Below are 25,833 nucleotides of genomic sequence, written 5' to 3' on the forward strand. Positions count from 1 at the left end.
TCGACCGCATGACCGAGATCTAAGGTGCCGGGCACCGCGGCCCCATCTGCCGGGTGGCCTCGATCCGGTCTGCCGAATGGCATAGATGACATTCGCGCCGGAATGACTATCGTGCCCGCGTCATTCATCGCAGGAGCAGTCCCTTTGGGTCTGGAGCATAATACGGATACCGCCCATTCGCCCGATGTCGCGGAAATGCGGACGCTTTATCGGGCGGCGGAAGCCCGCGCGGCGCGGCTGCGCTTCATTATCGAGGCACGAAACCTGCTCGATGCGCAGGCCTTCGAAATGGCCGCGCCCGAGGTGCTGTCCCGCCTTTCCGATTTTGCCGGCGCCTCCCGGGCCGAACTCGTCTTTCCCTCCTTGCACGGAGCAGCGCCGGTGCGGCTGGAGATCGGAAGGAGCATTGATTACGAGGGCATCCTCTTTGCCTCCGAAGACGGCTCGGGTCTCAGCCTCACGCTCATCGGCCCGTTGCGAGGACACGCCGTCGATGCCGACGACCTGAAGACATTGGAGGTGGTGGCCGGCCAGCTTGCCGACGCCTGCAATCTCGAACGGCAGGCAGTGGAAAAGCAGGCGCTGCTCGGTGATCTCGAACGGCAGCGCAGCGAACTCACGGCCCTCGTGGCACAGCTGATCCAGGCGCAGGAGCAGGAGCGCCAGCGGGTGGCGCTCGACCTGCATGACGGCTCGGCCCAGCTTGCCGCCGGCCTCAGCTACCGGCTGCAGGATCTGGCGGCGCGGATGGGCGAAGCGCATGCGCTCAAACCCGAGATCGATGAGCTCGCGGCGCTCGCGCGCCATTCCGTCGCCGATCTTCGCGCGGCGATCGCCGATCTGCGCCCGCCTGAGCTCGATGATCTCGGTGTCGCCGCCGCACTGCGAACCCGGCTCGATGCGATCGACGGCATGGAGGTGATCGCCGATCTCGATGGCGCCGCCGACCGCTGGCCGGCCTCGACCGGGATCATCTTCTACCGCGTCGCCCAGGAGGCGATCACCAATGCGCTCAAGCACGCCGAAGCGAGCCGGCTCACCGTGCGCCTTTTCGAAGACGGCGCGGGGCAGGCCCATCTCGAAGTGATCGACGACGGCAAGGGCATCGGCGAGGCCCGCCATGCTGAAGTTCAGGGAAGGGGAGCCCGGCTTGGCATTGCCGGCATGCGCGAGCGGCTGGCGCTGCTCGGCGGCCGTTGCGAGATCGGCGCCGGCGCCTCCGGCGGCACGCACGTCCACGCCGCAGCGCCGCTCAAGCAGGAGGCGGCGGGATGAGCGCATCCATTCTCGTCGCCGACGATCACGACATCGCCCGCGCCGGTCTGATCACTATGATCGGCGGCCAGGACGATTTCCATGTCGCCCTCGACGTGGGCGACGGCGCGGAGGCGGTGGAAGCGGCAGCACTGCACAAGCCGGATCTGGCGCTCCTCGATATCCGCATGCCCCGCATGGACGGCCTTGCCGCAACGCGCGAGATCCGGCGCGTCTCACCCGGCACCCGCGTCATGATCATCACCATGCATGACAGCCTCGATTATCTGGAAGCGGCAATCGAGGCCGGCGCCAGCGGCTATCTGCTGAAGGATGCGAGCCGCGACGACATTCTGCGCACAATCCGCCGCGTGCTCGAAGGCGACGCCTTCTTCGACGGCCCGCTGGTCGCAAGGCTGCTGAAGCGCGCCGCCACCAAGCCGCAGACCAATGCCAACAGCCTAGAAACGTTGACGGTGCGCGAGCGCGAGGTGCTGAGCAAGGTAGCTGAGGGCCTGACCAACAAGGAGATCGGCCGCGCGCTGAAAATCTCGCCCGGCACGGTCAAGATCCATGTCGAGCGCATCATCGCCAAGCTCGGCGCCGGCGATAGGACGCAGGCCGCCGTCATGGCTGTGCGCGGCGGGCTCGTGCCGACAGCTAGGGAAGGGCAATGATGCCGCGCTTCGCCAACCTGCCGCTCAGGGCAAAGGGCATCGTCATCATCATGGTGCCGCTGGCGCTGCTCCTGACCGCACTCGCTTCGGTCTTCGTCGCCGACCGGCAGAGCCGCATTGCCGAGGACCAGGTGCGGGTGACGCTGGAGATCCAGTCCGGCATTCAGGAGCTGCATGCCCTGATCGCCGAAGCGGCGACCGCCATGCGTGGCTATCTGCTGACCGGCAGGAGCGACTTTCTCGATCCCTTCAACCGGGCGGAGGAAAGGCTGCCCGTGGTGCTCGACGAGGTCGACCGGCGCTTGCGCGATGAGGAGCAGAAGGCCCGCCTCGAGCGCATCCGCGCCCTGGTCGACGCCAAAGTCGACCGTCTGCAGCTCCTGAAACAGGCCGACGTCCTGCGCGTCGGCGGGCGAGAAGATCTTGCCGCCAAGCTCATCGAGGGCAAGCAGGTGCTCGACATGCTGCGGCAGGAGATCGACGCGATGAACCGGCGCGAGGCCGATCTCCTCAATGCTAGGACGCAGGCCGCCGACCGGGTCCGCACTCTGTCGCGCAGCCTGATGATCGCCGCCGGCTTTCTCGGCTTTTCCGGGGCGCTCGTCGCCGTCTTTCTGTTTTCGGCAAGCATTGTGCGCCGCGTGCACTCGCTAAAGGCCGAGGCGCACCGTCTCTCGCGGGGGGAGGTCGTGACATCAGCCGATCCCTTCCGCGATGAGCTCGGCAATCTCGGACAGGCGCTCGCAGATGCGAGCGTACTTCTGAAAAAGCGCGAGACCGATTTGACCGAGAGTGAGGAGCGCTTCCGCCAGCTGGTCGAGGGCGTCAGCGATTACGGCATATTCGGGCTCAATCCTGATGGGCGGGTGGTGAGCTGGAATGCCGGCGCCGAGCGGATCACCGGCTACCAGGCCGAAGAGATCGTCGGCCAGCATTTCTCCCGCTTCTATCCCGCTGAGACCAGGGAGACATTTCCGGCGGAGGAACTTTCCAAGGCAGCGCTGCACGGCCGCACCGAAGCGGAGGGCTGGCGCCTGCGCAAGGACGGCTCGCGTTTCTGGTCGCATGTCGTCGTCACCGCCCTCCATGACGAGACCGGGCGGCTGCGCGGCTTTTCCAAGATCACCCGCGACGTTACCGAGCGCAAGCAATTCGAGGAAGCGCTGCTGGCCGCCCGCGAGGATGCCGTGCGGGCCAGCAACGCCAAGAGCGAGTTCCTGTCGCGCATGAGCCACGAGCTGCGCACGCCGCTGAATTCCGTGCTCGGCTTTGCCCAGCTTCTGGAAATGGACGTCAACGACCCGGAGTCCCGGGAGAGCGTCGCGCAGATATTGCGAGCCGGCCGGCATCTGCTGAGCCTGATCGACGAGGTTCTCGACATGGCGAGAATCGAGGCCGGGCGCATGGATCTGGCCGTCGAGCCGCAGCCCATCGCGGAGGTGATCGAGGAAGCGGTGTCGCTCGCAAGGCCGCTCTGCGGCAAGGAGCAGATCCGCATCGAGATCATGGAGGCCGAGCCGGATCTGGCGGCGCTCGCCGACCGCCGGCGTCTCCTCCAGGTGTTGCTCAACCTTCTTTCCAATGCGGTGAAATATAATCGCCCGCAGGGCAGCGTGACCGTCGGCCACCAGGCGCTTGATGACCGCATCCGCATCGAAGTCAGCGATACAGGCCCAGGCATTCCGGCCGAGCGCGTCGCGCGTCTGTTCACCCCCTTCGACCGTCTGGGCGCCGAGCGCATCAGCCAGGAGGGTACCGGCCTCGGGCTCGCGCTCTCCAGACATCTGATCGACGCCATGGGCGGAACGCTCGGCTTCGGCAACCGGCAAGGGGGCGGCGCCACGTTCCACGTCGATCTGCCGCGTGCGCCTGCGGCGATGCGGGAGGCGGCGGCGCAAGACGTCGCGGTGCCGTAAGGCGCCGCCGGTTTGTTGAAAAGCTCTCTTCCGTCATGCTCGGCCTTGTGCCGAGCATCTGACCACGGTAATTGATTGGCAGGAAAACATTTATTTCCAGAAACTTAATTGGGCCGGCGTAGATCCTAGGCACGAGGCCGAGGATGACGTCGCGGGTTTGCGTCCATGACAGATACCACCGATATCCTGCGCGCTTCGACGATCCTGATCGTCGATGATGAGCCCGCCAATGTTTCGCTGCTGTAGCGTATCCTCAAGCGCGAGGGTTTTACGGCGCTGATCAGCACCACCGAGCCGCGCGAGGCCCTGCGGCTCTTCCGCGAGTATCCCGTCGATCTCGTCCTGCTCGACCTGATGATGCCCGATCTCGACGGTTTCGCGCTGCTCGAGACTTTCGCAAGGCTCATCCCCGACGACAGCTACCTGCCGATCCTGGTTCTGACAGCCGATGCGACCCTGCCGACGCGCCGGCGCGCGCTTTCCCTCGGCGCGAAGGATTTCCTGACCAAGCCCTTCGACGCGATCGAGGCAGTCCTGCGCATCTTCAACCTGCTCGAAACTCGCATCCTGACGCTGGAGCTTTCCAGGCACGGGCTGGCGACGCCGAAATCGGAACGCCCCAGGATCGATTGATCCGTGTCGCCGATCCGTCGGCGAGTCCAATCTAAGGTCAGGGATTGACCCAGCGGCAAAAGGAGAGGGCGCCGGCTTCGTCATAGCCGAATAATGCTCTGCGATTGTCCTGCTGCCACAACTGGAACCAATCGAGCGTCCGAGCCCTAAAGATCAAGACGCCGAAGCGCGCCTTTGCCTCCGCCTCATCCGCAGGCTCCGCCGCCGTGTCGATCGTTTCGAAGGCGCGTTCGTCCCCGGGCGGGCCGCCCGTATAGGTCATCCGTGTTCGCGCGGGTAGCCTGTCCCACGCGGCCTCGGTCCCTCCGCTTCCCGGCCCATGAAGCTCGACCTCTCCCTGAAGCCGAAGTTGCAGCCGGCTTTCGGCGCTGAAGCCGAGGACCGTGACACGAGGATTTGCGAAAAGCTCCTGCCATTTCGGGCTGCGTGTATCCGTATGAAATTCGAGACGCCGCGCCGATCTGTCGGCGCCTCGCAGCACGACCATGCGCGCCTGCGGCCTCGTCTCGACATCGACGGAGCAGAGGTTGAGATAGCGGAAACCCGACTGCGGATCCGCCGCAGCCGTTTCGAGCTCCGCCCATGCCGAGGCATCGATGTCAGTGAGATCCACTGGCAGGTCCCCGGTCAAACGGAACGGGCGATGCCGCCGTCGACGCGGATGTTCTGGCCGGTGATGTAGCCGGCCCCCTCCGAAAGGAGGAAGGCGATGGTGGCCGCGATTTCCTCGCTGGTGCCGTAGCGGCCCATCGGAACGCTGTCGCGCCGCTCGTCGGTGGCGGGCAGGCTGTCGATCCAGCCGGGCAGGACGTTGTTCAGGCGAATGTTCTTGGCCGCATAGCTGTCCGCGAAGATCTTGGTGAAGCTCGCCAGCCCCGCCCGAAAGACGGCCGAGGTCGGGAACATTGGCGAGGGTTCGAAAGCCCATGCCGTCGAGATATTGACGATGGCGCCGCCGCCCTGTCTCTCCATGATCGGCGCCACCAGCCGGATCGGTCGCACCGAGCTCAGGAAATAGACCTCCATGCCCTTGTGCCAGTCCTCGTCTGAGATGTCGAGGATCGGCGCGCGCGGGCCGTGGCCGGCGGAATTGACCAGCGCGTCGATGCGCCCCCATCGCCCCATCGAGAGATCGACGAGCCGCTTCACATCGTCGTTGGACTGGTTGGAGCCGGTGACGCCGACGCCGCCGAGTTCCTTTGCCAGCGCCTCACCTTTGCCGGAGGAGGACAGAATGGCGACACGGTACCCGTCCGCCGCCAGCTTCCGCGCGGCTGCGGCGCCCATGCCGGATCCGCCTGCGGTGATGAGAGCGACTTTTTCTTCAGACATTGAAATCTCCGACTGCTGAGTTTGCGAAGCACTATGCCAGATATGCTCTCTGCTTTCGCGCGAGAAAGAAACATGCGAGACTGTAGAAAATCTACCGGATAAGCCAATGATCCAATCCCGCCGCGCGCTGCCGCCGTTAAATGCCTTGCGCGCTTTCGAGGCTTCGGGCCGCAGGCTGAATTTCCGCGCCGCCGCCGAGGAACTCGGCGTCACGCAGGGTGCGATCGCCCAGCAGGTCCGCGCGCTGGAAGATCAGCTCGGCCTCATGCTGTTCCAGCGCCTGCCCCGCGGCCTTGCGCTGACCGCGCAGGGTGCGGCCTACCTCTCCGACGTGACCCGCGCCTTCGACATGCTTGGCGAAGCGACCGGGCGGCTTTTGGCGCGGCCGGAAACCGTGACGATCAGCGTCACCCCGACCGTAGCCGCCAAGCTTTTGATCCCGCGCCTCGCCGAGCTCTACAGCGCCCTTCCCGAGGTGGATCTGAGGACGGTGGCCACCGAGGCGCTGTCGGATTTCGACCGCGACCAGGTGGATATCGCCGTGCGCCTGACCAGCCAGGCTTTCCCGGCGACGCTGGAGGCAAGGCTGCTGTTCCGCCAGAAACTTGTCGCGGTCGCGAGCCCGCATCTGGTCAAGGACCTTACCCTCCCGTTGAGCGGCGAAGAACTTTGCAAGCTGCCGCTCCTGCATGACTCACACGATCGCTGGGGCGTGTTCCTCGGGATCCGGGAGAAGCTGCCGGGCGCGGCTTTCAACCACACGACACTGGCGCTGGATGCGGCGCTTGCCGGCCAGGGCGTGGTGCTCGCCTGCCGGGCTTTCGTGGCGGCCGATCTCGAGGCTGGGCGGCTGGTGCAGGTGACGAATGCCACAGCGACCATCGGAGCCGATTACTTTCTCGTCCGCAAACGCTCATCATCGCCGCGAAAGGCGGTGGACGCGGTGTGGGACTGGTGCGCGGCGCGGCTGTCGCTCACCTGACCGCCTGATGATCGAGACCGGCTCACCGCAACGGAGGCGCTCGCGGAGGCACGAGTTCAAAACCCTGGGATGACACGGGCCTCCGTCACGCCGCATACCCTACACTATCCCCAACGTACAAGGAGGAGGGACGTTGGAGTATGCCGCGCCGACAATCGCGGGGGTGTTGGAGGATGCGCCAATGCCCGCGAGAGCCTCATCCTGAGGTGCCCCGAAGGCCTCAAAGGACGAGGCGGGCGCCCCCTGAAGCCAGCAGCACCTTGCCGCCAATCCGGAAGGGCAGGGCGGCTTGCAGTGCCTCGCCGATCTGTTCCAGCGGAAACACCTCCCGCACCTCGGTTGCGATCACGTTTGCGGCGATCTGCGCGGCCACCTCGGAATAGGCGCGCTGGACATTGTCCATGGTTTCCGAATGAACCCATTCCCGGAGGTGGCAAAAGGAAAAGGTGATATCGGGATGGGAGGACCAGAAGGAATTCGGGATGCTCTGACCTGAAAGCAGGCCGTAATGCACGAAATGGCCACCCGGCTTGAGCGCATCGGCAAGGACCGAGGCGCGTGGGCCGCCGACGCAGTCGAGCACCGCATCGAACCCATGCCGGCCGGCGAGCCCGGCTGCCAGGTCACTATCCTCCCTGTCGATGATAACAGTCTCGAGCCGGCCGCGCAGGCGCCGGCGGGATTCTTCGCTGCGGACGATCGCCACCGGCTCGACGCCAACGGCATTTGCGAGGCCGATCAGGATCGATCCGATCGAAGAGGCGGCGGCATTGACGGCGATGCGCATGCCCGGTCTCAGCCCGATCTTGTTGTGCAGCATCAGCCAGGCGGTCATCGGGTTAACGTAGCTCGTCGCCGCCTCGAAATCGGAGAGCGCGTCGGGCACGCGCAGGCACCAAATGGGGTCGGTGTCCTTGAACTCCTGCCACCCGCCGGCGCTGCGCACCGGCAGCACCCGCGTCCCTGGATTCAACCCATAGACCGCTTCGCCGCAGGCTTCGATCACGCCGAAGGCTTCGAAGCCCGGAATGAAGGGCAGGATCGTGCGGCCGGCATAGGCGCCGGAAATGGTGATGATATCGGAAGGATTGATCGAGCGCGCGAGCAGCCGCACTCGGACCTGGTCGCGCCGCAGCGTCGGCAGCGGCGTCCGCTCGATCCCGACGACCTCATGGGCCGGGCCGAATTTTCGCACCACCGCCTGATATTGCATTGCATCCCCCTGAGAACAGCGGTTAGAACAGCCCACCAATTTTGGGTGATCGAATGAGCGTTGACGACAGGCCTTTAGCATCGTTCCGGGTCTCGATGCGAGACATCGACATCTATGGCCATGTCCATAATTCGGTCTACCTCGATTATTGCGAGGATGCTGTCGTCGAGTTTCTGCGCCATCGCGAGATCCTCGGCCACTTCCGCCACACGACCTCCGGTGTCGCCTATCACGTCAAGAAGGCTGAGATCACCTTTCACAACCCCATCGACGTCGACGATGTCGTCGAGGCGAAGGTCGCTGTCGAGAAGATCGGGCGCACCAGCCTCGCCTTTACGATCGAACTCTTTCGCCGGCGCGACGGCGCCCATTGCGCAACGGCCGGCCTCGTCTGGGTCTGCGTCGGCCTTTCCGACAGCCGCCCGACGCCGATCCCGGAGGCGACCAGAGCCGCCTTGTCGCAGGGCTGATCCATGCCGATCCATGCAGAGCTTCTTCGACACGCCACGGAGAGACCGGACAAGCCGGCGGTGGTGATCGACGGCGGCGCGCTCAGCTACGGCGAACTTTACGCGCGCTCGCGGGCGATCTATCGCTTTCTCCAGGATCTTCCCGACTCGAACCCGCGCACGATCGACCTGCCCGGCGTCAAGAAGCTCGTTGCCTTAAGCCTCGGCAACCATATCGGCTTTGCCGAATATTTCGTCGCCGCCACCGCCTTGCCGCATGCCTGCGCTGTCATCGATCCGATGATGCCGCCCGAAAGGATCGAGCGCATCCTCGAGCGCCTCGCGCCCGACGTGCTGGTTGCCGACGACGAGGCAAGCCCCAGTGCGGAGATCGGCCGCCGGCTCGGTCTATCGGTCGTCATTGCCGGAGCGGAACCCTTCGATCTCGCCGCACCGGGAGAGGACCTGCCGGATGCCGACGGCATCTTCCTGATCGGCTTCACCTCGGGCACCACGGCCGAGCCGAAAGCCTATTGCCGCTCGCGCGAGCAGTGGCGCCGCAGCCTCGACCGGGGGCGCCTGGTTTTCGAACTCCAGGAGGCGCCCTCGACCCTCTGCCCCGGCGCCCTGGCGCATGGCCTGGCGCTTTACGCCCTGGTGGAAGCGCTCGATGCCGGGGCGACATTCCATTCGGTGCGGAAGTGGGATGCAGGCGCGCTCGCGCGCACCCTCGCCTCCGCAGAGATCGAACGGCTGGTCGCGGTGCCGACCCATATAGCCGGGATTGCCCGCGCATGGGCCGGCGAGCCCGCGCTCGAGTGCCTGCGCGACGTGCTGACCGCCGGCGCCAAGCTGAACCTCAACGAGGTCGACTCCATGCGCCGCCTTTTTCCCAAGGCGCGCATCCGGGAATATTACGGTGCTTCCGAGATCGGCTTCATGACGGTCTCGACGCTTGCCGGCGGCGAGACCGATTTTCCGATCGACCGGGTGGGGCAGGCCTATCCCGGCGTCGCGATTTCCATCCGCGACCCTGAGGAAAACGATGTCGGCACCGACGTGCCGGGCACCATCTTCGTCAACAGCGACCTCATCGCCGACGGCTATCTCTGGGGCGACGACGGCCAGGCGTTCCGGGTGACACCATCAGGCGCCACCGTCGGCGATCTTGGCGAGATCGACGCCAACGGCATGTTGCGGGTGATCGGCCGGGCGGGCGGCATGATGATCTCGGGCGGCAACAACGTCTATCCCGCCGAAGTCGAGAGCGCGCTGAAGACCTGCCCCGGCGTCGAGGAAGCCGTCGTCTTCGGGCTGCCGGATGACTATTACGGCCAGAGGATCGTCGCCGTCGTCTCCGGCGAGGCGATCGATGCGAAAATCCTGGCCGATCATTGCGCGGGCAAGCTTGCGCGGTTCAAGATCCCCAGGCAATTCTACCGGATCGGCGCCTGGCCGATGACGAGCAGCGGCAAGATCGCCCGCGGCCAGGTGCAGGCATCGGTCACTTCGGGAGACGGCCTTGTCCTACGCCTATCAGCCTGACGAGGATTGGCAGCCGGTGGTGGTCGCCGCCTACCGCACGCCGATCGGCCGGGCCTTCGGCTCGCTCGCGGCGGTCGCGGCCGAAGACCTGCTCGCACCGATCATCCGCCGCATCCTTGCCGAGACGGGCATCGCGCCCGAGGCCATAGACGACGTGCTGGTCGGCAACGCCGCCGGCGGCGGCGGCAATATTGCCCGGCTCGCCGCCCTTTCCGCCGGCCTGCCGATCGCAGTTCCCGGCGTCGCCATCGACCGGCAATGCGGCTCCGGCCTCGAAGCGATCATCATGGCTGGCCGGCTGATCCAGGCAAAGGCCGGCTCCTGCTTTCTGGCCGGCGGCGTCGAGAGCGTCAGCACCGCGCCATGGCGGGCCGAAAGGCCGAAAGCCAATGGCGCCCTGCCACGCTTCTACGGCCGCGCCCGCTTCTCTCCCGATGCGATCGGCGATCCCGATATGGGTGTCGCCGCCGAAAACGTCGCCCGCGCATTCGCCATCACACGGCAGCGGCAGGATCAATTCGCCCTGCGCAGCCACCGGCTCGCCGTCAAGGCGGCCGAAGCCGGCCTCTTCCGGCCTGAGATCGTCGAAATCGCCACCGGCCACGGGCTGGTGGAGCGGGACGAATGCCCGCGCCCGATGACATCGCTCGAAGCGCTGGCAAACCTCAAGCCCGTCTTCCTGGCCGGCGGCTCGGTGACGGCGGGCAATGCCTGCCCGCTCAATGACGGCGCCTGCCTGGTGCTCGTCCTCAGCCGCGGCATGGCCAGAAGCCTGGGCATCGAAAAAGGTCTCGCCTTCATCGACAGCGCAGCCGCCGGCGTCGACCCCAACTTGCTCGGCATCGGCCCGGTCGCCTCGACCCGAAAACTGCTTGAGCGCCAGCCGGGGTTTTCTCTATCTAAGGTTGATGCCGTAGAATTCAACGAAGCCTTTGCGGCGCAGGTCCTGGCGTCGCTGGACCAACTCGATATCGCGACCGACAGGGTCAACAGGGATGGCGGCGCAATCGCGCTCGGTCATCCTTTCGGCGCCTCCGGCGCCGTCCTCGTCACCCGGCTGTACAGCCAGTTGGTTCGCGAGGATGGTTCGCCGTCTGGCGCAACAGCGCTCGCCATGATCGGCATCGGCGGGGGCATCGGGCTGACGGCGCTGTTCGAGGCTGTCCGGCTTTCCTGATGAAACCCGCATCGTGCGCTGTGGGATCAATCCTCCAGTCGATCCGGCTCCGGCGATTGTCCCGGTCAGTCCGGGCAGCTCGATCTTCCTGCCGCGCGTGCCACATACGTTTGGGTAACCGGCACATCTCCCGGACGTAATCTCACCATCCTGACGCCGGGCGGCATGGAGGAGTTCTTCGTCGAGGCGGCCGCCCAGGCGCCGCGGCTGCCGGAAGACATGGATCGGCTGCTGCAGCTGGCGAAACGCTACGGCATCGAATTTCGGGGGCCGGCAAACTGGGAGGCAGACCGAACGCCCTGCCCCCCGCGATATGCGGCTGCCCGCAATCAATGCCTCACAGATCGCAATGCGCCTGGCCGTGAATATTCGCCAGGCACCCGGCGCTCCGTGGTCTGCACGAGGCTCCTCGGCGTCCATTCGGTCGACGGGCTCGGTCGCAAGGCGAGCAGCACTACTGCCTTTGCATAGGACGACAGCGACTAGCGAAGAATGGTTCGGGGTTAAGATCCGGCGCATTCTGCGGCTCGTCGGTTTCGGCCGGCCACGCCGGACATCGCGAGCGGGACGGCCACAGCAGCCTTCGCCAGCCTCATCGGGACCGTGGTGTCGGCGCCTGCCTTCAAAGTCAATAGAGGATACTCCTCGCAAAGGACAAGGAGACTACCCATGAAAATCGTCATTATCGGCGGCACCGGCCTCATCGGTTCAAAGACGGTGGAAAGATTGCGCAAGAAGGGACACGACGTGCTGCCGGCCTCGCCGAATTCAGGCGTCGATACCATCACCGGCAAGGGTCTTGCCGAAGCGCTCGCAGGCGCGCAGGTGGTGCTCGACCTCGCCAACTCGCCCTCCTTCGAGGACAAGGCGGTGATGGAATTCTTCCGAACCTCGGGCCGCAACCTCCTGAAGGCAGGGGCTGCCGCCGGCGTCAAACACCATATCGCGCTGTCGATCGTCGGCATGGAGCGGCTGCAGGACAGCGGCTATATGCGCGCCAAGATGGCGCAGGAAGAGCTGATCAAAGGTTCGGGCCTCCCCTACACGATCGTTCACTCCACGCAGTTTCATGAGTTCATGGCGGGAATTGCTCAGGCGGGCGCAGTCGGCCAGATGGTGCACCTGTCGCCGGCTTACGTGCAGCCGATCGCCTCGGATGACGTCGCCGACGTCATGGCCGACGTGGCGCTTGCAGCACCCGTAAACGGCACGATCGAAATCGGCGGCCCGGAGAAGATCCGCCTCACCGAGGTCGTGAAGCGGCTCTTCAAGGCGACGAACGATGCGCGTCAGATTATGGCCGATCCGCACGCCCGCTATTTTGGTGTCGAGCTCGAGGACAATTCGCTCGTGGCAGGGCCGACGGCCCGGCTCGGCCGCGTCCGCTTCGACGACTGGCTGCTCCAGCATCCGCCCCAGAAGATGAGCGCCTGATCGCCGGGGCCGCTTTCGCGGCCCTCGCTGCAACCGTTCCCATCAATCCAAGGAGACCAGACATGTCAGGAAAATTAGCTACGGCAGCGGCATTCGCCGTTGCCCTTGTTGCCTGCACCACATCCTATGCTGCGGGCGACAAGGCGAAGGTCACCCTGGTCTACGACCAGAAGCTTCCCAATGTTCCCGGCAAGAGCATCAAGGCCGTGCTCGTCGAATATAAGCCTGGCGGCATGTCGCCGGGTCATACTCACCCGAAATCGGCCTTCATCTACGCCACCGTTCTGGAGGGCTCGATCAAAAGCCAGGTGAATGACGGCCCGGTGAAGACCTATAAGGCCGGCGAAAGCTTTCCCGAATTCCCCGGCGATCATCACAGCGTCAGCGCCAACGGCAGCAAGACCGAGCCGGCGAAACTGCTCGCGATCTTCGTGGTGAACTCGGACGAGACCGAGCTGACGACCGACGACAAGTAAGCCGCCCTCGATGCCCGGCGCCGCCGGGCATCGTTTTCTCGCTGCGCCGTCAAGCGGATTGCAGCGCCAGTTCCAGATCGGCAACCAGGTCATCGGGATGCTCGATGCCGATCGACAGGCGGATCGTCGATTCCAGCACGCCGATCCGCTCCCTTACATCGGCGGGCACGCCGGAATGCGTCATCGTAGCAGGATGGCTCGCCAGCGATTCCGTGCCGCCGAGGCTGACGGCGAGTTTGAAAACCTGCAGCGCATTCAGGAATTTGAACGAGGCCGGCTGACCGCCGCGGATGTCGAAGGAGAAGGTCGAGCCGGCGCCGCTGCATTGCGCGGCGAAGGTGCGCCCCGACGGCGATTCCGGATCGTGGTAGGGCAGGTAGTGGACCTTCTCGACCTTCGGGTGATCGCGCAGGAAATCGGCGACGGCCCGCGCATTGCTGTTTGCCCGCTCCATGCGCAGCTGCAATGTTTCCAGAGACCGGCCGAGCATCCAGCAGGAATGCGGATCGAGCTGGGTGCCGATCGCGCCGCGCAGCGCCTTGACCTGCTTGACGACGGCCTTGCGGCCGAGAACGGCCCCGGCGATCAGATCGGAATGACCGCCGACATATTTGGTCAGCGAATAGAGCGAGATGTCGGCGCCGTGCTCGATCGGCCGCTGGAACACCGGGCCGAGCAGGGTGTTGTCGCAGACGATGATCGGCGTGTGCCCCTGCTTTGCGCCGATCGCATCGGCGACGCGCCGGATCATCGCGACGTCGACCAGGCTGTTGGTCGGATTGGCTGGTGTTTCGATCAGGATGACGGAGACGCGGCCCTTGGCCACCGCCTCGTCCGCCGCCTTCTGCACCGAATTTTCGCTGACACCATCGGCAAAGCCGACCGCGGCGACGCCGAAATTGAGGAAGGTCTTTGCCAGCAAGGTTTCCGTGCCGCCGTAGAGCGGCTGCGAATGCAGGATCGCATCGCCCGGCCGGACGAAGGCGAACAAGGTGGTGGCGATCGCCGCCATGCCTGAGGAAAACAGCGCGCCGCTTTCGGTCTTCTCATAGACGGCAAGCCTGTCCTCGACGATCTCACTGTTGGGATGATTGAAGCGTGAATAGACGAGGCCCGCCCCCTTACCGGCCGGCGGCTCGCGCCGGCCCGATACGTAATCGAAGAAGTCTCGGCCATCCTCGGCAGAATTGAAGACGAAGGTGGAGGTGAGGAATACCGGCGGCTTGACCGCCCCTTCCGAGAGCTCAGGGTCATAGCCGTAGTTCAGCATCTGCGTTTCGGGATGCAGTGCATGATTGCCGATATGCGTTTTGGAAGGATGCGGGGCGGTCATGATCGTCTCCTCTGTCGAACCTGCCGAAGCACAAAATACATCAAAACCGCATCGAAGCAGCGGGCATCAATGCCGCTCCTTAACGGTCAGCTCACGGTCTCGCCTAAAGTGTCTGCGACATAGGCCCCGCGCGCGCCCATCGGCAGCGGCTGCCCCGTCGTCGTGTCCTTGGCCGTCTGATGCTCGAGCTCGGCGTTCAGTTCCGCACCGACGATGAGGATGACGACGGAAAGCCAAATCCAGATGAGGAAGCCGATCAACGCGCCAAGCGTGCCGTATGTCGCATTATAGTTGGCGAAATGCTCGAGATAGAAGGAGAAGCCGAGCGACATGACGGTCCAGGCGAGCGTCGTCAGAGCAGCGCCCCATGTCATCCACCGCACTCTGGCGGGCTCGCGGCTCGGGCCGAAGCGATAGACCAGCATAACCGCGACCACCACCACCAGCAGCAGCAGTGGCCATCTGAGAAGGAGCGCCATTTGCTCCTTGAACTGGTCAAGCCACAGAAAGGAGAGCACAAGCGGCATCACGCCGACGAGGGCAACCATCAGGACGGCGAAGAATATTGCGCATAAGGTGAAGCAGAAGCCGATCAGGTTCAGTCGCACGAGGCTCCGTTTCTCATCCTCCTCATAGGCCACGTTCATCGCATCGAAGATCGCGAGCGTGCCGCTATGCGTGCTCCAGAGCGCGATGGCGAGACCCACGAAGAAGGTGATTCCGAGCGTGCTTTCGCGTCGTTCGATGAGCGCCGTCAGTTGGTCGGCGAGAAGATCGAAGGCCCCCGGCGGTAGGAGGACGACCAATTCGCGAAGATGTTCGGATATGGTGAGCGGATCGGCAACCAGTCCGTAGAGGGCGACGAGCGCCGCCAGCGCCGGAAAAATCGCCAGCAACAGATAGAAGGTCACCCCGGCGGCGATGAGCGTGACCCGGTCGTTCAGGATCTCGTGGAAGACCCGCCAGAATACGTCACGAAGGCCGCTGAGCGGAATGGCCTCCGGCGTCGCCGCGCTGCGCCCATGATCGTCGCCGCCCCGGGCGGTATCGCTGGACAGGGCGACAGTGCCACGCTGCCTTGCCTGGAGGACAACAAACGCGCCGATCGCTGCGGCCATCACCGTCGCTGCGATCGAGAACCTCTTGAGGCGGAACGCATCTGCCATTATCCCTATCCTCCGATTTGCTGCGTGGATAACGCCGATTGCCGCTAAAGGATGCAAGCCGTAGCTTTCCTGCAGAAATTCCCGGGGCAGGGGAGGGCTGACGCCCTAAAAGAGACCAGCCCCATGAAGTTTGGCAGATTATAAGCAACTGATTTTGTTGGAACTCTCCCGCACTACGGAAGCAAAACCGGACTTTGGTTTCGTTACCGCTTTGTTAGGGTGATATCGACAGGGGCTGTAGTGTGGCGCCCCTGAGCGTCGGAACCTGGAAAACGCGTCCCAAGGCTGAATCCCGGCAGGCGAAAAAGTCCTTGCACACATCAGTAGCGCCGTCGGCGATGGCCAGCAATAGCCGCTCCCTTATCCGCGATTGGCTCGTCGAGCGGCAGGATCTGGCATGCCGACCGACAAAGGGAGTGGACGGCAGGAAATCCTTATTCCGGGAGGCCGGCCTTGCGCAACGCCGACGCCAGCCCCTTCATGAGCTGCGGCCGCACGACATCCATTCGCACGAAACCACCGATCGTCCAGTCCGGCGCAACCTTCAGCAATCGCGTGGCGGCCGCTCGCGCAGCCTCCAAACGATCGAGATTGGCGTAGCTTGCCACCAGGCTAGCGTGGAGAATGCTGAAGCCCGGGTTCACCTGAACTCCCAGGGCCGAGTATTTCACGGCATCCTCGAACCGCCCGGTAAATAGGCTGACCCATGCCAATGCTAGATAGGAATGATAGTTCATCGGATCGAGCGGACTGAGCCGAAGGGCCTTGAACGCGTGATCGCGGGACCGGTCGTAGATCTCGTTGAACATATGCACCATCGCACTCAGCCCGTAGGTGAGCGACGAATTGCTGTCCAGCATCAAAGCCCGGTCGAGTGCGTTGATCGACCGCTCGTAGTCATGGGTGATCGTGGCATGAACGAAGGCTCCGAGGCACAGCGCCTGCGGATCGTCCGAGCCGGTGGCGAGCGCCGCATCGGCGTGGCTGAGCGCCGCGGCCCTGTCCTTGGGATCGAAGCCACCGCGCAGGAAGCGCTGCTCGTATCCCCAGGCGGCGTAACCGTGCGCGGCGGCATAGTTGGGATCAAGGCGCAAAGCTTCAGCCAGCAACCGCAATGCTTCGCTCGTGTCCGCGGGGGTATTGGCATAGCTGTGCGGCAATGCGCGAAGGAAAAAGTCATAAGCGTCCAGGCTGTCAGGCCGCTTGCGGCGCGCCCGCTCTATCTCCGCACGCCTGATTGTCGGTTCGAGCGTCCCGACGATGCGCTCGGTCAACTGGTCCTGCAAATCGAAAATGTCCTCGGCCGCACCTTCGAACTTGTCGGCCCAGATATAGGTGGCGCTCTTCCCTTCAATCAATTGCGCGCTGATGCGCACTCGGCTTGCCGCCCGCCTGATGCTGCCTTCCAGCACGTAGCGGACGCCCAGTTCTCTGGCGATCTGCCTGACGTCGGTCGCCCTGTTTTTATAAGCGAAGGTGGAATTTCGCGCGATGACGAACAGGCTCGGAACTTTAGAGAGGTTGGTGATGACATCCTCGACCAGCCCATCGGCAAAGTACTCCTGCTCAGGATCACCGCTCATGTTCGCAAAGGCCAGCACGGCTATCGACGGTTTGTTCGGCAAAGTAGGCGGCCTGGACAGCCGCGCCAGCGGGGACGTTCCTTCCTGCACGAGACGGTGAACCGTGATCGGCTCGGCAATGTTTTTGACCTGCTGCTCACCCATCGCTTCAAACCCGAAGGAGAGCGTCTTTTCGACCTCACGCGCGACTTTGCCGGAGATGCCGACACCGCCAGGATCGGCGAGCTGCTGCAAACGCGCCGACACGTTGACGCCATCGCCATAACAGTCATCGCCGTCGACGATGACTTCGCCGAGATTGAGCCCTATTCTCAATTCGAGCCGCTCGTTCTCCTTCACCTCGGCGTTGCGCTCCTTGAGCGCCCGCTGCAGCGACACCGCGCATTCGACAGCATCCACGACGCTGCCGAACTCGGCGAGCAACCCGTCGCCCATGAGCTTGAAGATGCGGCCGCGCCGCTTTGCGATTTCCGGCTCGATTAGTTCTTTTCGAATCCCGACGAGACGCTCGAACGTCCCGGTCTCATCACGCTCCATCAGCGCCGAGTATCCAACGACGTCAGCCGCAAGAATGGCCGCAAGCTTCCTCTCCATAGCCCCCCCACAAGACGACGTGCCAAACGTTAACACACAAACAAGTGGCGACCTATAAACCACCATATCGACCCATTCGGCGCACCGTCCTATGGCGGCACAGCGAACCGAACCGTTGATCGGCGGCAGCGGCTGCATGAGACGGAGGAGCGCCGATCATCCAGTTGTCCGCGGACAACAAGGATTGCGATGGCAGTTTGCCGGAGCAGAACGGTCCCGCCTGTTGTGGCGGCAGCGGGATAGTTGTCCGCGGACAACGCAGCACCGAACCCGCTGACGTAGCCGCGCCATGGCGCGTTGCACCTGCGCAGTATTGACGCAACCCCCAGGCTTGAATTCGCCGTTTTGCCTCACTACCTCGTAACGATCCGACGCGCCACACTCCTCCTCGGCTGCGTCGGCCCGATGGACAGCACTCCTCCTCCCATGCTGTCGGTCACTATTGAAGCCCGGCGCCTTCTCCCGCGCCGGGCTTCTGCTCCTCCAAAAAGCACCAGCGCGTCCGCCTCCCTACGAACCTCGCGGTCGGGCCTTGAGCGCCAGACCCTATGCTCTCCGACATCTGTCATCGAGTGCCCGTCAGGGTCGACAGCGAAGCAAGCGAGATTGGACATGAAAAGACTTGCACAATGCCACTGCGGATCACTCCGCGCGAAGACCTCAGGCGACCCACTGATGGTGAGCCTATGCCACTGGCGCGACTGCCAGCGCAGTACTGGCGCGGTGGCGGGCAGCGGCGCGGTCTTCGAGAAAGCCGAGGTGACTACCGAGGGAAAGTGGAAGCTCTTCGAGCGCGCCGGTGCGGACGGGCGCAAGGTTCGCTTCCACTTCTGCCCGAACTGCGGAACCTCCTTGTATTGGGAGGGCGATTTCAATCCGAATCTCCGCATCGTCGCCGTCGGCGCCTTCGCGGACCCGACGTTCCCCGCGCCCCTGGTTTCCGTCTACGAACGATCCAGGCATGACTGGTTGCAGCTTCCGGACGGCATGGCGCGTGCGCAGCGGGGATTGGTTTCGCTGGCCGCTACGGTAGATGACCGGCCGCTTGGCGAGCGGATGCGCTGAATCAGAAGTCGCGGTTGGGCCCACTTTGAGCCGGTGTCTGACAGATAATCTCCATGGGCTCACCGCTCACCTCGACTCGCCAGGGAGATTGGAAATATTCCGATCGATACCGAGCCGTTCCCAGGCCGGCTTATCATACCGATCGAGCACGAATGCATCGCTCACCGACAGCGGCGCGACGACACGCGGTCGTCCCATCCTCCCGCATACACCCGGAAATCGCAATGATCGCCCCATTCAGCCGAAGAGCTCATATAGAGAACAGGCTGGCCGAACCGGTGGTAGCGGCCGGCGCTCTTCTCATCTGGAGGGTCGAGCACCTGATCGAGGCGTTCGGCAAGCACGGAACGAAAGAAGCGCCTGCTTATCTTGCAGAAGATGCAAGACGGTTCGCGTATTGGCGGCTGCTGTTCCATATGGGGCCTCAGAATTGTCGGCGTGGGAAACCGGGAGCTATCGGTAATCGCTGACAAAAAATCGCGTCAACTACATGGCTGCCCGTTTTGCATCAGGGAGCAGAGGAAATAAAGGCCGAAATCACTTCCGCAACAGCAACCATCCAAACAAATTCAATGTGTTAATTTCTCTTGGCCGATGGAGAATACCTACCGCCAGCGAACCAAATCTTGATTGCCATCATCAAGCGGGAGCAGGCGAGCCCAAATCGCCGGCGGCAACGCTCAAAATGTGATGCTGGATTGCTGCTGCGCTGACCTCTGCGGTTTTGCCAGTCACGTCCAAATCCAGGGTAAATCGATGTTTGGGATCGAACACGCGCGCTTGTCTGCTTTTCTCTCTGGAGGCTTGCGCGTCAATTGACTTCAGCCGGTCGCGACGCGCGGGCGTCGAAATACGGCGCGCCAATTCCTCCTCGTCGCAAAGCAATCTAATCGGCACCAGCAGCGCCCCACACCGTCGGGCCGCGTCGGAGATCTGCTGGTACGTGCGAGCGCTACGTTCGTCGCCGTCGATACCGGCATGGGTGAAGATGAAGTTCGCTGGGGGAGGGCAGTATGCGACAATTGCATCCAGCACCGCTTGCCGCACTCTGCCGGTGTACTCCCAGATTCCTGTCGGAAGCGGTGTCACGCCGTCGTCATCGAGCACGCGGAGTATCGGATTATTGAACCAATGATTATCGATGATCTTTGCAGGAAAGAGCGAACTCAACTCAGTCGCGATCGTCAGCTTCCCAACGCCGGGGAAGCCCATCAGCAAAACGAAAATGCTCATGGCGGTGTCAGCTTTCCAATCTCACGCTGAGAGATCGGCAGAATAGGGGAAATCGCGGAGGTCGCAATGGCCGCGTCAACGGCGCCCTGCGTCGGATCCCCCACCGCTCACACCACCAGCGACCCGTGCCTTTCAGCGACTGTCACCACCGCCCGCGTTCCGGCGTTGAACTCAAGGAAGTCCGCCTCGGTGCCGTCGCTGAAGATCACGCCGTGTTCCGGCATTTCGGAGACGATGGTCAACGACTGGGTATCGGAGACGAGGCCGGCGGCGATGGTGGCGCCGGTGGTGCGGCTCGGGAAAAGTTCGCGGACGAAGTAGCGCAGATAATCCGCATCCCAGAGCAACATTGTCGGCAAGGTCGCGGAAGGCGAGCGCCATCAGCTGGCCGGGCATCATGCCGACCGAGGCGAGCGCCTGCAGCATTTTCGGATCGGCGTGCTCGAACGCATGACAATGACGCCTTCAAACCGATCGCGACCGTCGATCTCGCGATCTCTCGCTGTCGCCGGCTGGCCACTCCGTGCTTCTCCTGCGGCGGGCGAACGCACCCTTTCCGGCGAATGGGCCTTGCCGGGCGGCTGGATCCATATCGATGAGGATGCGGATCTGGAAGCTACGGCGCGGCGCGTGCTGAAGGAAAAGACCGCCGTCGGAACACCCTATCTCGAACAGCTGCAAACCACGGGCAGCCGCACCCGCCGAAACCGATTTCCTGGAGCCGGTCGAGTGCGAAATGCGCCGGGCCAGCAATCGGCCGGCCAGGTCCGATTGAAGCACATCCGGTCGCTCGCGCTCTTCGACCGGACGACCTGAGACGCCCGATCAGGCGTTTCAATCGATGCTGCGTCTGCCGGTCGAAAGGTGCCAGACCTTCCACATATTTGTCAGCAGCTTTTGCGGAACAATGACCTGCCAGTGAGGTTGTGGATAGGCCAATAAGGCAAAATTCCCCAAGGAGGATATCGCAATGCGTATGAAACTCGTAGCAGCTTCGCTTTTTGCCATCGGCATGGCCACGTCGGCCTTCGCCCAATCCAATCCGGCGCCGGCCGGCGCCACAATCGATAAGAACCAGGCTGATCAAGGTGGCGGCGCGAGCGGCGACACGAATGCCAAAAAGCCGATGGCAACCGATACCACCACGACCGGCTCCACGACCGGCGGCGCGATGAAAATGGACAAGACCAAGTGCCCCAATCCGGTCAACAACTCGGCAAACCTTCAGACGCAGGGCGGCACGAGTAATGCCACGCCGATGGACGAAGCCTGCGCTGCACACAACAATTGAGCGCTGCCTGCGAGAAAAACCCCGCTTCGGCGGGGTTTTTCTCGTGAATACATGTGGCTTTCCGACACCCTCGTTCGAACATCCGTAAGAAGTTCCGCGTGAGTTGACCACAGCACTCAGGGGAAACCCCCGGGAGGCGGCATTTGCGTTCCGCAACGCCATCCCACCTTGACTCCCAGCAAAAGGACCGATATCAATTTGGGTAATCGATAACCCAAAGTAAACCCGGTGACATTTTCACTCAACGACATAGCCGCCCGCGCCGGCGTTTCAGTCAAGACCGCCTCGGGCGCTTTGCATGGCGGGTCGGCACGCATGTCGGAGGAAACCCGGCAGCGGATCAAGGAAATCGCCCAGGAACTCGGCTATGTCACCAACTTCGCCGCCCGCAGCATGCGGCAAGGCTGGATGCCGCTCGTCGGCCTTGTCGCCGATGATCTGATCACCTCGCCTTTCGCGACGGAGATCATCCGGGGGCTCGACGGCGCCGCGCGCGCCGCCGACATGGCCGTCTTCGCCATGACCCTCGGCGGGCACGGGAGCATCGCATCGATCCTCGACGAGATGCGGCGCTTTCGCCCGCGGGCTATCGCCTATGCCGCCATGTATCACAAGAGCGTCGACCTGCCGCCCGAATTTGCCGATGCGGTCGGCGTCATGATCAATTGCCGCGATGCCAACGACCGCGTCAACTCGCTGGTGCCTGATGAAACGGGGGCGGCGCTCGAGATTACCAAATATCTCATCGATGCCGGCCGGCGCAACATCGCCTTCATCAATCTGCCCGGCCTGCTCGCCGGCGAACTTCGCGAACTCGGCTTCCGGCAGGCGCTCGATCAGGCCGGCATCGACGGAGCCGGCGCCATCGTCCTGCCCGCCGTCAGCAAGGCGATCTACAGCGATCGGGCGCACAGCATCGTGGGCGCGCATGTGCATGCGCTGATGAACGCCTCCCAGCGCCCCGATGCCATCCTGTGCGGCAATGACCGCGTGGCCATGGAAGTCTATGCCGCGCTGCGCCGGACAGGCGCGTCCATTCCCGACGACGTTGCCGTTGCGAGTTTCGACAACCAGGTCGAGATCGCCTCGCGTCTCGACCCGCCGCTGACCACGATGGCGCTTCCGCATCGCGCCATGGGCCGCCGGGCCGCGCAAATCCTGCTTGCCGAAGACCGGGCTCCGGTCGGAGTGCAGAAACTGCCGTTCCAGCTGGTGGAGCGGGCATCCGTATGAATTGAAATAGGCCCATTCAATTGAGGAGGAATTCTAATGGGTAAACGTTTACTTTGGTCGCTGGTCCTGTCCTCGGCACTATCAGCCGTAGGGGCGCAGGCAGCCGAAAAAACCGCAATCCAGGTCATGCATCAGGGCGACCCCGGTTTTGTCGCCGCCTACGGCAAGGTCGCCGAACGGTTTGAGGCCGCCAATCCCGATGTCGACGTGCAGTTCATCTACGCGCCGCACGACGCCTATAACGAGAAATTCAGCGCCGCCGTCATGGCCCAGCAGCTACCCGACGTCATGGAGCTCGATGCGCCGTTCCTCGCCAATTACGTCTGGTCGGGCTATCTTCAGCCAATCAAGCCGCTGATCGACAAGGATGTTCTCGACGACATGACGGAGTCCAACATCGCCCAGGGCACATATCCGATCGACAAGGACCTCTACGCGATCGGCCTGACCGACTCCTCGGTTGTTCTTTACGGCAACAAGAAATACCTCGAAGCGATCGGCGCCCGCATCCCGAAATCCGTCGACGATGCCTGGACCCGGGAAGAGTTCGAAACCTACCTCGAAAAGCTTTCCAAGCTCGATGGGGTCAAGTGGCCGATCGACACCTTCCGCGGCTACGGCATCAAGACCGAATGGATTACCTATGCCTATGGCCCGATCCTGCAATCGGCCGGCTGCGACCTCATCGACCGCAAGGCTTGGAAAGCCGAAGGCACGCTCGACAGCGACGCCTGCGTCGATGCGCTGGCGATGATGCAGAAATGGGTCAAGAACGGCTGGGTCGTGCCGCAATCGGCCGGAACCAACCAGTTCTTCGCCGAAGGCAATCCGGCAGCGCTGGCGCTCGGCGGACACTGGGTCTATGCGGAAGCCGCCGCGACCATGAAGGACAACATCGTCGTGCTGCCGCTTCCGAAGTTCGGCGCCAAGGGCGCGAGCCCCGACGGCACCTGGATCTGGGCTATCACCAAGACGTCGGCGCATCCCGAGATCGCGGGCAAGTTCATCAGCTTCCTGCTGAAGGACAAGGAATACAGGACCTATGTCGCCAGCCAGTCGGGCTATCCCGGCCTGAAGAGCTTCGCCGCCGAATCCCCACTCTATGCAGCCGGTGGCCCGATGGCGATCGCCTTCGAACAGGCGTCGAAGACGGCCGTCGCCCGTCCGCCGCATCCAGCCTATCCGACCATCACCTCCGCCTTCATGCAGGCGGTCGACGAGGTATTCAACGGCGGCGATCCGAAGGAGGCGCTGACATCGGCCGCCAAGAAGATCGATCAGGATATCGAGGACAACGACGGCTACCCGCCATTCGGCGACGAGCAATAGGCGTCATCGCCGTCGTCAGGTCGCGGTGCGGCGATGTCTCGAGCAGACATCGCCGGGCCGGACCGGCAGCCAAGTTGAGAAAGGAGGAGCTATATGGCCCTGCAGCAATCGACATCTTCGACGTTCGTTCGAAAAGCCTCGGCACGCCGCCACGACAAGGGACGGCTGATGCAGGAAGCCGCCATGCTGGCGCCGGCCGTCATCCTGTTGACCCTCTTTCTGATCGTGCCGTTCCTCCTGTCCTTCTGGACGGCGATGACCAACCAGCCTCTGGTGCCGCGGCCGACGCCGGTCCGCTTTGTCTGGTTCAACAATTTCATCCGTATCTTCCAGGACGAGCTGTTCTGGACAGCGCTTTGGAACGTCTCGCGCTTCACCTTCTGGATCATTCCGGCGCAGTGCGGCCTCGCTTTCGCGACGGCGCTGCTGCTGCATCAGAAGCTGCCGTTCCGCAATCTGCTGCGCGGCATGTTTTTCCTGCCGGCGATCACCTCGATGGTCGTGGTCTGCGTCATCTGGGGCACCTTGTTCCAGTATCCTACCGGGCCGTTCAACCAGATCCTCGGCTTCCTCTCAGGCGGGGCGATCCAGCCGATCGATTGGCTTGGCGATCCGCAATGGGCGATGTTCTCGCTGGTGCTGCTCTCGGCCTGGCAGGCCTATGGTTTCCAGATGATCGTCTACCTCGCCGGCCTTCAGGGCATTCCCGACGAGTTGTACGATGCCGCCAAGATCGACGGCGCCAACGCTTTCCGCCGCTTCTGGCATGTGACCATGCCCGGCCTGCGGCCGACCCATGTCTTCGTGCTGGTGATCACTACCATCCAGGCCTTCAAGCTCTATACCCAGGTCGCCATCCTCACGCAGGGCGGACCAAAGAGCAGCACCGAAACTGTCGTGCATTACATGGTCCGCGCCGGCTTCGAAGAGCAAAAGATGGGCTATGCCTCCGCCGTCTCGGTCATCCTGTTTGTCATCGTTCTCGTCATCGCGCTGGTCCAGCGCCAACTCCTGAGGCGCTTCGATGTCTGATATCGCTCTCTCGATTCCACAGGCCCGCACCGCGCGCCCTCGTTCCGCCGCCAGCGTTCTCCGCGCCATCCAAACTGTCAGCATTTTCATCATCGCATTGGTGATCGTCTCTCCATTGCTGCTTCTGGTCGTCGCCAGCCTCAAGGACGACCGGTTCCAGATACTGGCCGACATGGGCAGCTTCCGGGCCTTCTGGGTGTCGAACCCGACGCTCTCGAATTATGCCGAAGTCGGCCACCTCTCGGGCGAACTCGCCTTCGGGCGCTATCTCATCAACTCGCTGATCATTCTCGTCACCACGGTTTGCTCCGGCCTGATCGTGAATTCGATGGCCGGCTTCGTTCTCGCCTGGGGATCGCTCAGGGGCCGCGCCGTCATTCTGTCCATCGTGATCGCGCTCTATGTGATCCCGCAGGAAAGCATCATCATGCCGCTGGTGATCATGGTCTCAAGGGCGGGTATGTCTGATACCTTCGCGGTGCAGATCGTGCCCTGGGTCGCCAGTCCGCTTTACATCTTCCTGTTCTACCAGTTCTTCGCGCAGCTGCCGAAAGAGTTGCTTGAGGCAGCCGAGATCGACGGCGCCTCGTTTTTCCGGGCCTATCGCTCGATCTTCCTGCCGCTCAGCCTACCCGCGCTCGCAACCGTGTCGATCCTCATGGGCATCGAGACCTGGAATCAGTATCTCTGGCCGATCCTGGTGACGCAGACCGACTATGCGCGGCCGATCGCGGTGGCCATCGCGACCTTCTTCGGACAGGACAGCATCTACTGGGATCGAGCAATGGCCGCCTCCGTTTTGATGATGATCCCGATCCTGGGGCTCTACCTCGCATTCCAGCGCTGGTTCGTGAGCTCCTTTATCGGCTCTGCGGTGAAAGGTTGA

General features: G+C 63.3%; 26 protein-coding genes and 1 pseudogene. 18 read left to right on the forward strand and 9 right to left on the reverse strand.

Annotated features, from left to right (window positions below; genetic code table 11):
- The first annotated feature begins 144 nt into the window (after nt 1-144).
- The 4 genes and pseudogenes from GGI60_RS15635 to GGI60_RS15650 all read left to right on the forward strand — a co-directional run bounded on the left by GGI60_RS15635 (nt 145) and on the right by GGI60_RS15650 (nt 4,480).
- Nucleotides 145-1,275, forward strand: coding sequence for a sensor histidine kinase (locus GGI60_RS15635; RefSeq protein ID WP_246720402.1), 1,131 nt, complete (start codon nt 145-147; stop codon nt 1,273-1,275).
- Complete coding sequence (locus GGI60_RS15640; RefSeq protein ID WP_183934547.1) at nt 1,272-1,931, forward strand: response regulator; 660 nt, start codon at nt 1,272-1,274, stop codon at nt 1,929-1,931. Before GGI60_RS15635 ends, GGI60_RS15640 begins: the two co-directional genes overlap by 4 nt.
- The gene (locus GGI60_RS15645) at nt 1,928-3,847 is read left to right on the forward strand and encodes an ATP-binding protein (protein WP_183934548.1); all 1,920 of its coding nucleotides are present in this window, start codon (nt 1,928-1,930) and stop codon (nt 3,845-3,847) included. The genes GGI60_RS15640 and GGI60_RS15645 overlap by 4 nt, the downstream gene beginning before the upstream one ends.
- Before the next feature lie 165 nt (nt 3,848-4,012).
- A pseudogene (locus GGI60_RS15650) lies at nt 4,013-4,480 on the forward strand (response regulator).
- 37 nt (nt 4,481-4,517) lie between these two features.
- Here GGI60_RS15650 and GGI60_RS15655 read toward each other — a convergent pair.
- Both GGI60_RS15655 and GGI60_RS15660 read right to left on the reverse strand, forming a co-directional pair.
- Nucleotides 4,518-5,093, reverse strand: a complete 576-nt coding sequence (locus GGI60_RS15655; RefSeq protein ID WP_183934549.1) for a pyridoxamine 5'-phosphate oxidase family protein — start codon at nt 5,091-5,093, stop codon at nt 4,518-4,520.
- A gap of 14 nt (nt 5,094-5,107) precedes the next feature.
- A complete protein-coding gene (locus tag GGI60_RS15660; protein ID WP_183934550.1) occupies nt 5,108-5,812 on the reverse strand; it encodes an SDR family oxidoreductase in 705 nt (234 codons plus the stop codon).
- Between the two features lie 106 nt (nt 5,813-5,918).
- Between GGI60_RS15660 and GGI60_RS15665 the strand changes: the two genes are divergently transcribed.
- The gene (locus tag GGI60_RS15665) at nt 5,919-6,794 is read left to right on the forward strand and encodes a LysR substrate-binding domain-containing protein (protein WP_183934551.1); all 876 of its coding nucleotides are present in this window, start codon (nt 5,919-5,921) and stop codon (nt 6,792-6,794) included.
- Nucleotides 6,795-7,014: 220 nt separating this feature from the next.
- Here the strand turns inward: GGI60_RS15665 and GGI60_RS15670 are convergent, their stop codons facing one another.
- Complete coding sequence (locus GGI60_RS15670; protein ID WP_183934552.1) at nt 7,015-8,007, reverse strand: zinc-dependent alcohol dehydrogenase family protein; 993 nt, start codon at nt 8,005-8,007, stop codon at nt 7,015-7,017.
- 53 nt (nt 8,008-8,060) lie between these two features.
- On the opposite strand from GGI60_RS15670, the gene GGI60_RS15675 reads away from it, so the two are divergent.
- The 6 genes from GGI60_RS15675 to GGI60_RS15700 all read left to right on the forward strand — a co-directional run bounded on the left by GGI60_RS15675 (nt 8,061) and on the right by GGI60_RS15700 (nt 13,088).
- Entirely contained in the window at nt 8,061-8,477 is a 417-nt protein-coding gene (locus GGI60_RS15675) for an acyl-CoA thioesterase (protein ID WP_097591978.1), read from the forward strand.
- A gap of 3 nt (nt 8,478-8,480) precedes the next feature.
- Nucleotides 8,481-10,001: a class I adenylate-forming enzyme family protein gene (locus tag GGI60_RS15680; protein WP_183934553.1), complete on the forward strand. Its 1,521-nt coding sequence runs from the start codon at nt 8,481-8,483 to the stop codon at nt 9,999-10,001.
- Complete coding sequence (locus GGI60_RS15685; protein WP_183934554.1) at nt 9,979-11,178, forward strand: thiolase family protein; 1,200 nt, start codon at nt 9,979-9,981, stop codon at nt 11,176-11,178. The genes GGI60_RS15680 and GGI60_RS15685 overlap by 23 nt, the downstream gene beginning before the upstream one ends.
- A 165-nt stretch (nt 11,179-11,343) precedes the next feature.
- Nucleotides 11,344-11,649 carry a hypothetical protein gene (locus GGI60_RS32065; protein ID WP_246720404.1) on the forward strand — a complete coding sequence of 102 codons (306 nt, stop codon included), beginning with the start codon at nt 11,344-11,346 and terminating at the stop codon, nt 11,647-11,649.
- A gap of 198 nt (nt 11,650-11,847) precedes the next feature.
- Nucleotides 11,848-12,612, forward strand: coding sequence for an SDR family oxidoreductase (locus GGI60_RS15695; protein ID WP_183934555.1), 765 nt, complete (start codon nt 11,848-11,850; stop codon nt 12,610-12,612).
- A 62-nt stretch (nt 12,613-12,674) separates the two neighbouring features.
- The gene (locus GGI60_RS15700) at nt 12,675-13,088 is read left to right on the forward strand and encodes a cupin domain-containing protein (RefSeq protein ID WP_183934556.1); all 414 of its coding nucleotides are present in this window, start codon (nt 12,675-12,677) and stop codon (nt 13,086-13,088) included.
- 49 nt (nt 13,089-13,137) lie between these two features.
- Here GGI60_RS15700 and GGI60_RS15705 read toward each other — a convergent pair whose 3' ends face one another.
- The 3 genes from GGI60_RS15705 to GGI60_RS15715 all read right to left on the reverse strand — a co-directional run bounded on the left by GGI60_RS15705 (nt 13,138) and on the right by GGI60_RS15715 (nt 17,902).
- Nucleotides 13,138-14,421, reverse strand: a complete 1,284-nt coding sequence (locus GGI60_RS15705) for a cystathionine gamma-synthase family protein (protein ID WP_183934557.1) — start codon at nt 14,419-14,421, stop codon at nt 13,138-13,140.
- Nucleotides 14,422-14,507: 86 nt separating this feature from the next.
- Nucleotides 14,508-15,587: a YihY/virulence factor BrkB family protein gene (locus GGI60_RS15710; RefSeq protein ID WP_183934558.1), complete on the reverse strand. Its 1,080-nt coding sequence runs from the start codon at nt 15,585-15,587 to the stop codon at nt 14,508-14,510.
- Between the two features lie 434 nt (nt 15,588-16,021).
- Nucleotides 16,022-17,902 (reverse strand): adenylate/guanylate cyclase domain-containing protein, encoded by a 1,881-nt coding sequence (locus tag GGI60_RS15715; RefSeq protein WP_312863466.1) that lies wholly within the window; start codon nt 17,900-17,902, stop codon nt 16,022-16,024.
- 474 nt (nt 17,903-18,376) lie between these two features.
- On the opposite strand from GGI60_RS15715, the gene GGI60_RS15720 reads away from it, so the two are divergent.
- Nucleotides 18,377-18,829 carry a GFA family protein gene (locus tag GGI60_RS15720; RefSeq protein WP_183934560.1) on the forward strand — a complete coding sequence of 151 codons (453 nt, stop codon included), beginning with the start codon at nt 18,377-18,379 and terminating at the stop codon, nt 18,827-18,829.
- A 161-nt stretch (nt 18,830-18,990) separates the two neighbouring features.
- On the opposite strand, the gene GGI60_RS15725 is transcribed toward GGI60_RS15720, so the two are convergent.
- The 3 genes from GGI60_RS15725 to GGI60_RS15735 all read right to left on the reverse strand — a co-directional run bounded on the left by GGI60_RS15725 (nt 18,991) and on the right by GGI60_RS15735 (nt 20,412).
- Nucleotides 18,991-19,245 (reverse strand): hypothetical protein, encoded by a 255-nt coding sequence (locus tag GGI60_RS15725; RefSeq protein ID WP_183934561.1) that lies wholly within the window; start codon nt 19,243-19,245, stop codon nt 18,991-18,993.
- 223 nt (nt 19,246-19,468) lie between these two features.
- Nucleotides 19,469-20,062, reverse strand: coding sequence for a phosphotransferase-like protein (locus tag GGI60_RS15730; RefSeq protein ID WP_183934562.1), 594 nt, complete (start codon nt 20,060-20,062; stop codon nt 19,469-19,471).
- Between the two features lie 107 nt (nt 20,063-20,169).
- The gene (locus GGI60_RS15735; protein ID WP_246720405.1) at nt 20,170-20,412 is read right to left on the reverse strand and encodes a hypothetical protein; all 243 of its coding nucleotides are present in this window, start codon (nt 20,410-20,412) and stop codon (nt 20,170-20,172) included.
- A gap of 106 nt (nt 20,413-20,518) precedes the next feature.
- Here GGI60_RS15735 and GGI60_RS15740 point away from each other — a divergent pair, with 106 nt between their 5' ends.
- From GGI60_RS15740 to GGI60_RS15765, 6 genes are all read left to right on the forward strand, one after another.
- Nucleotides 20,519-20,878 (forward strand): NUDIX domain-containing protein, encoded by a 360-nt coding sequence (locus tag GGI60_RS15740; protein ID WP_246720407.1) that lies wholly within the window; start codon nt 20,519-20,521, stop codon nt 20,876-20,878.
- A gap of 154 nt (nt 20,879-21,032) precedes the next feature.
- Nucleotides 21,033-21,353, forward strand: coding sequence for a hypothetical protein (locus tag GGI60_RS15745; RefSeq protein ID WP_183934563.1), 321 nt, complete (start codon nt 21,033-21,035; stop codon nt 21,351-21,353).
- A gap of 228 nt (nt 21,354-21,581) precedes the next feature.
- Nucleotides 21,582-22,586: a LacI family DNA-binding transcriptional regulator gene (locus tag GGI60_RS15750; RefSeq protein ID WP_183934564.1), complete on the forward strand. Its 1,005-nt coding sequence runs from the start codon at nt 21,582-21,584 to the stop codon at nt 22,584-22,586.
- A 36-nt stretch (nt 22,587-22,622) separates the two neighbouring features.
- A complete protein-coding gene (locus GGI60_RS15755; protein ID WP_183934565.1) occupies nt 22,623-23,915 on the forward strand; it encodes an ABC transporter substrate-binding protein in 1,293 nt (430 codons plus the stop codon).
- A 93-nt stretch (nt 23,916-24,008) separates the two neighbouring features.
- Nucleotides 24,009-24,947 (forward strand): carbohydrate ABC transporter permease, encoded by a 939-nt coding sequence (locus GGI60_RS15760; RefSeq protein WP_183934566.1) that lies wholly within the window; start codon nt 24,009-24,011, stop codon nt 24,945-24,947.
- Complete coding sequence (locus GGI60_RS15765; protein ID WP_183934567.1) at nt 24,940-25,833, forward strand: carbohydrate ABC transporter permease; 894 nt, start codon at nt 24,940-24,942, stop codon at nt 25,831-25,833. Before GGI60_RS15760 ends, GGI60_RS15765 begins: the two co-directional genes overlap by 8 nt.

It is taken from the genome of Rhizobium lentis (assembly GCF_014200175.1).
Lineage (GTDB): Bacteria > Pseudomonadota > Alphaproteobacteria > Rhizobiales > Rhizobiaceae > Rhizobium > Rhizobium mulingense.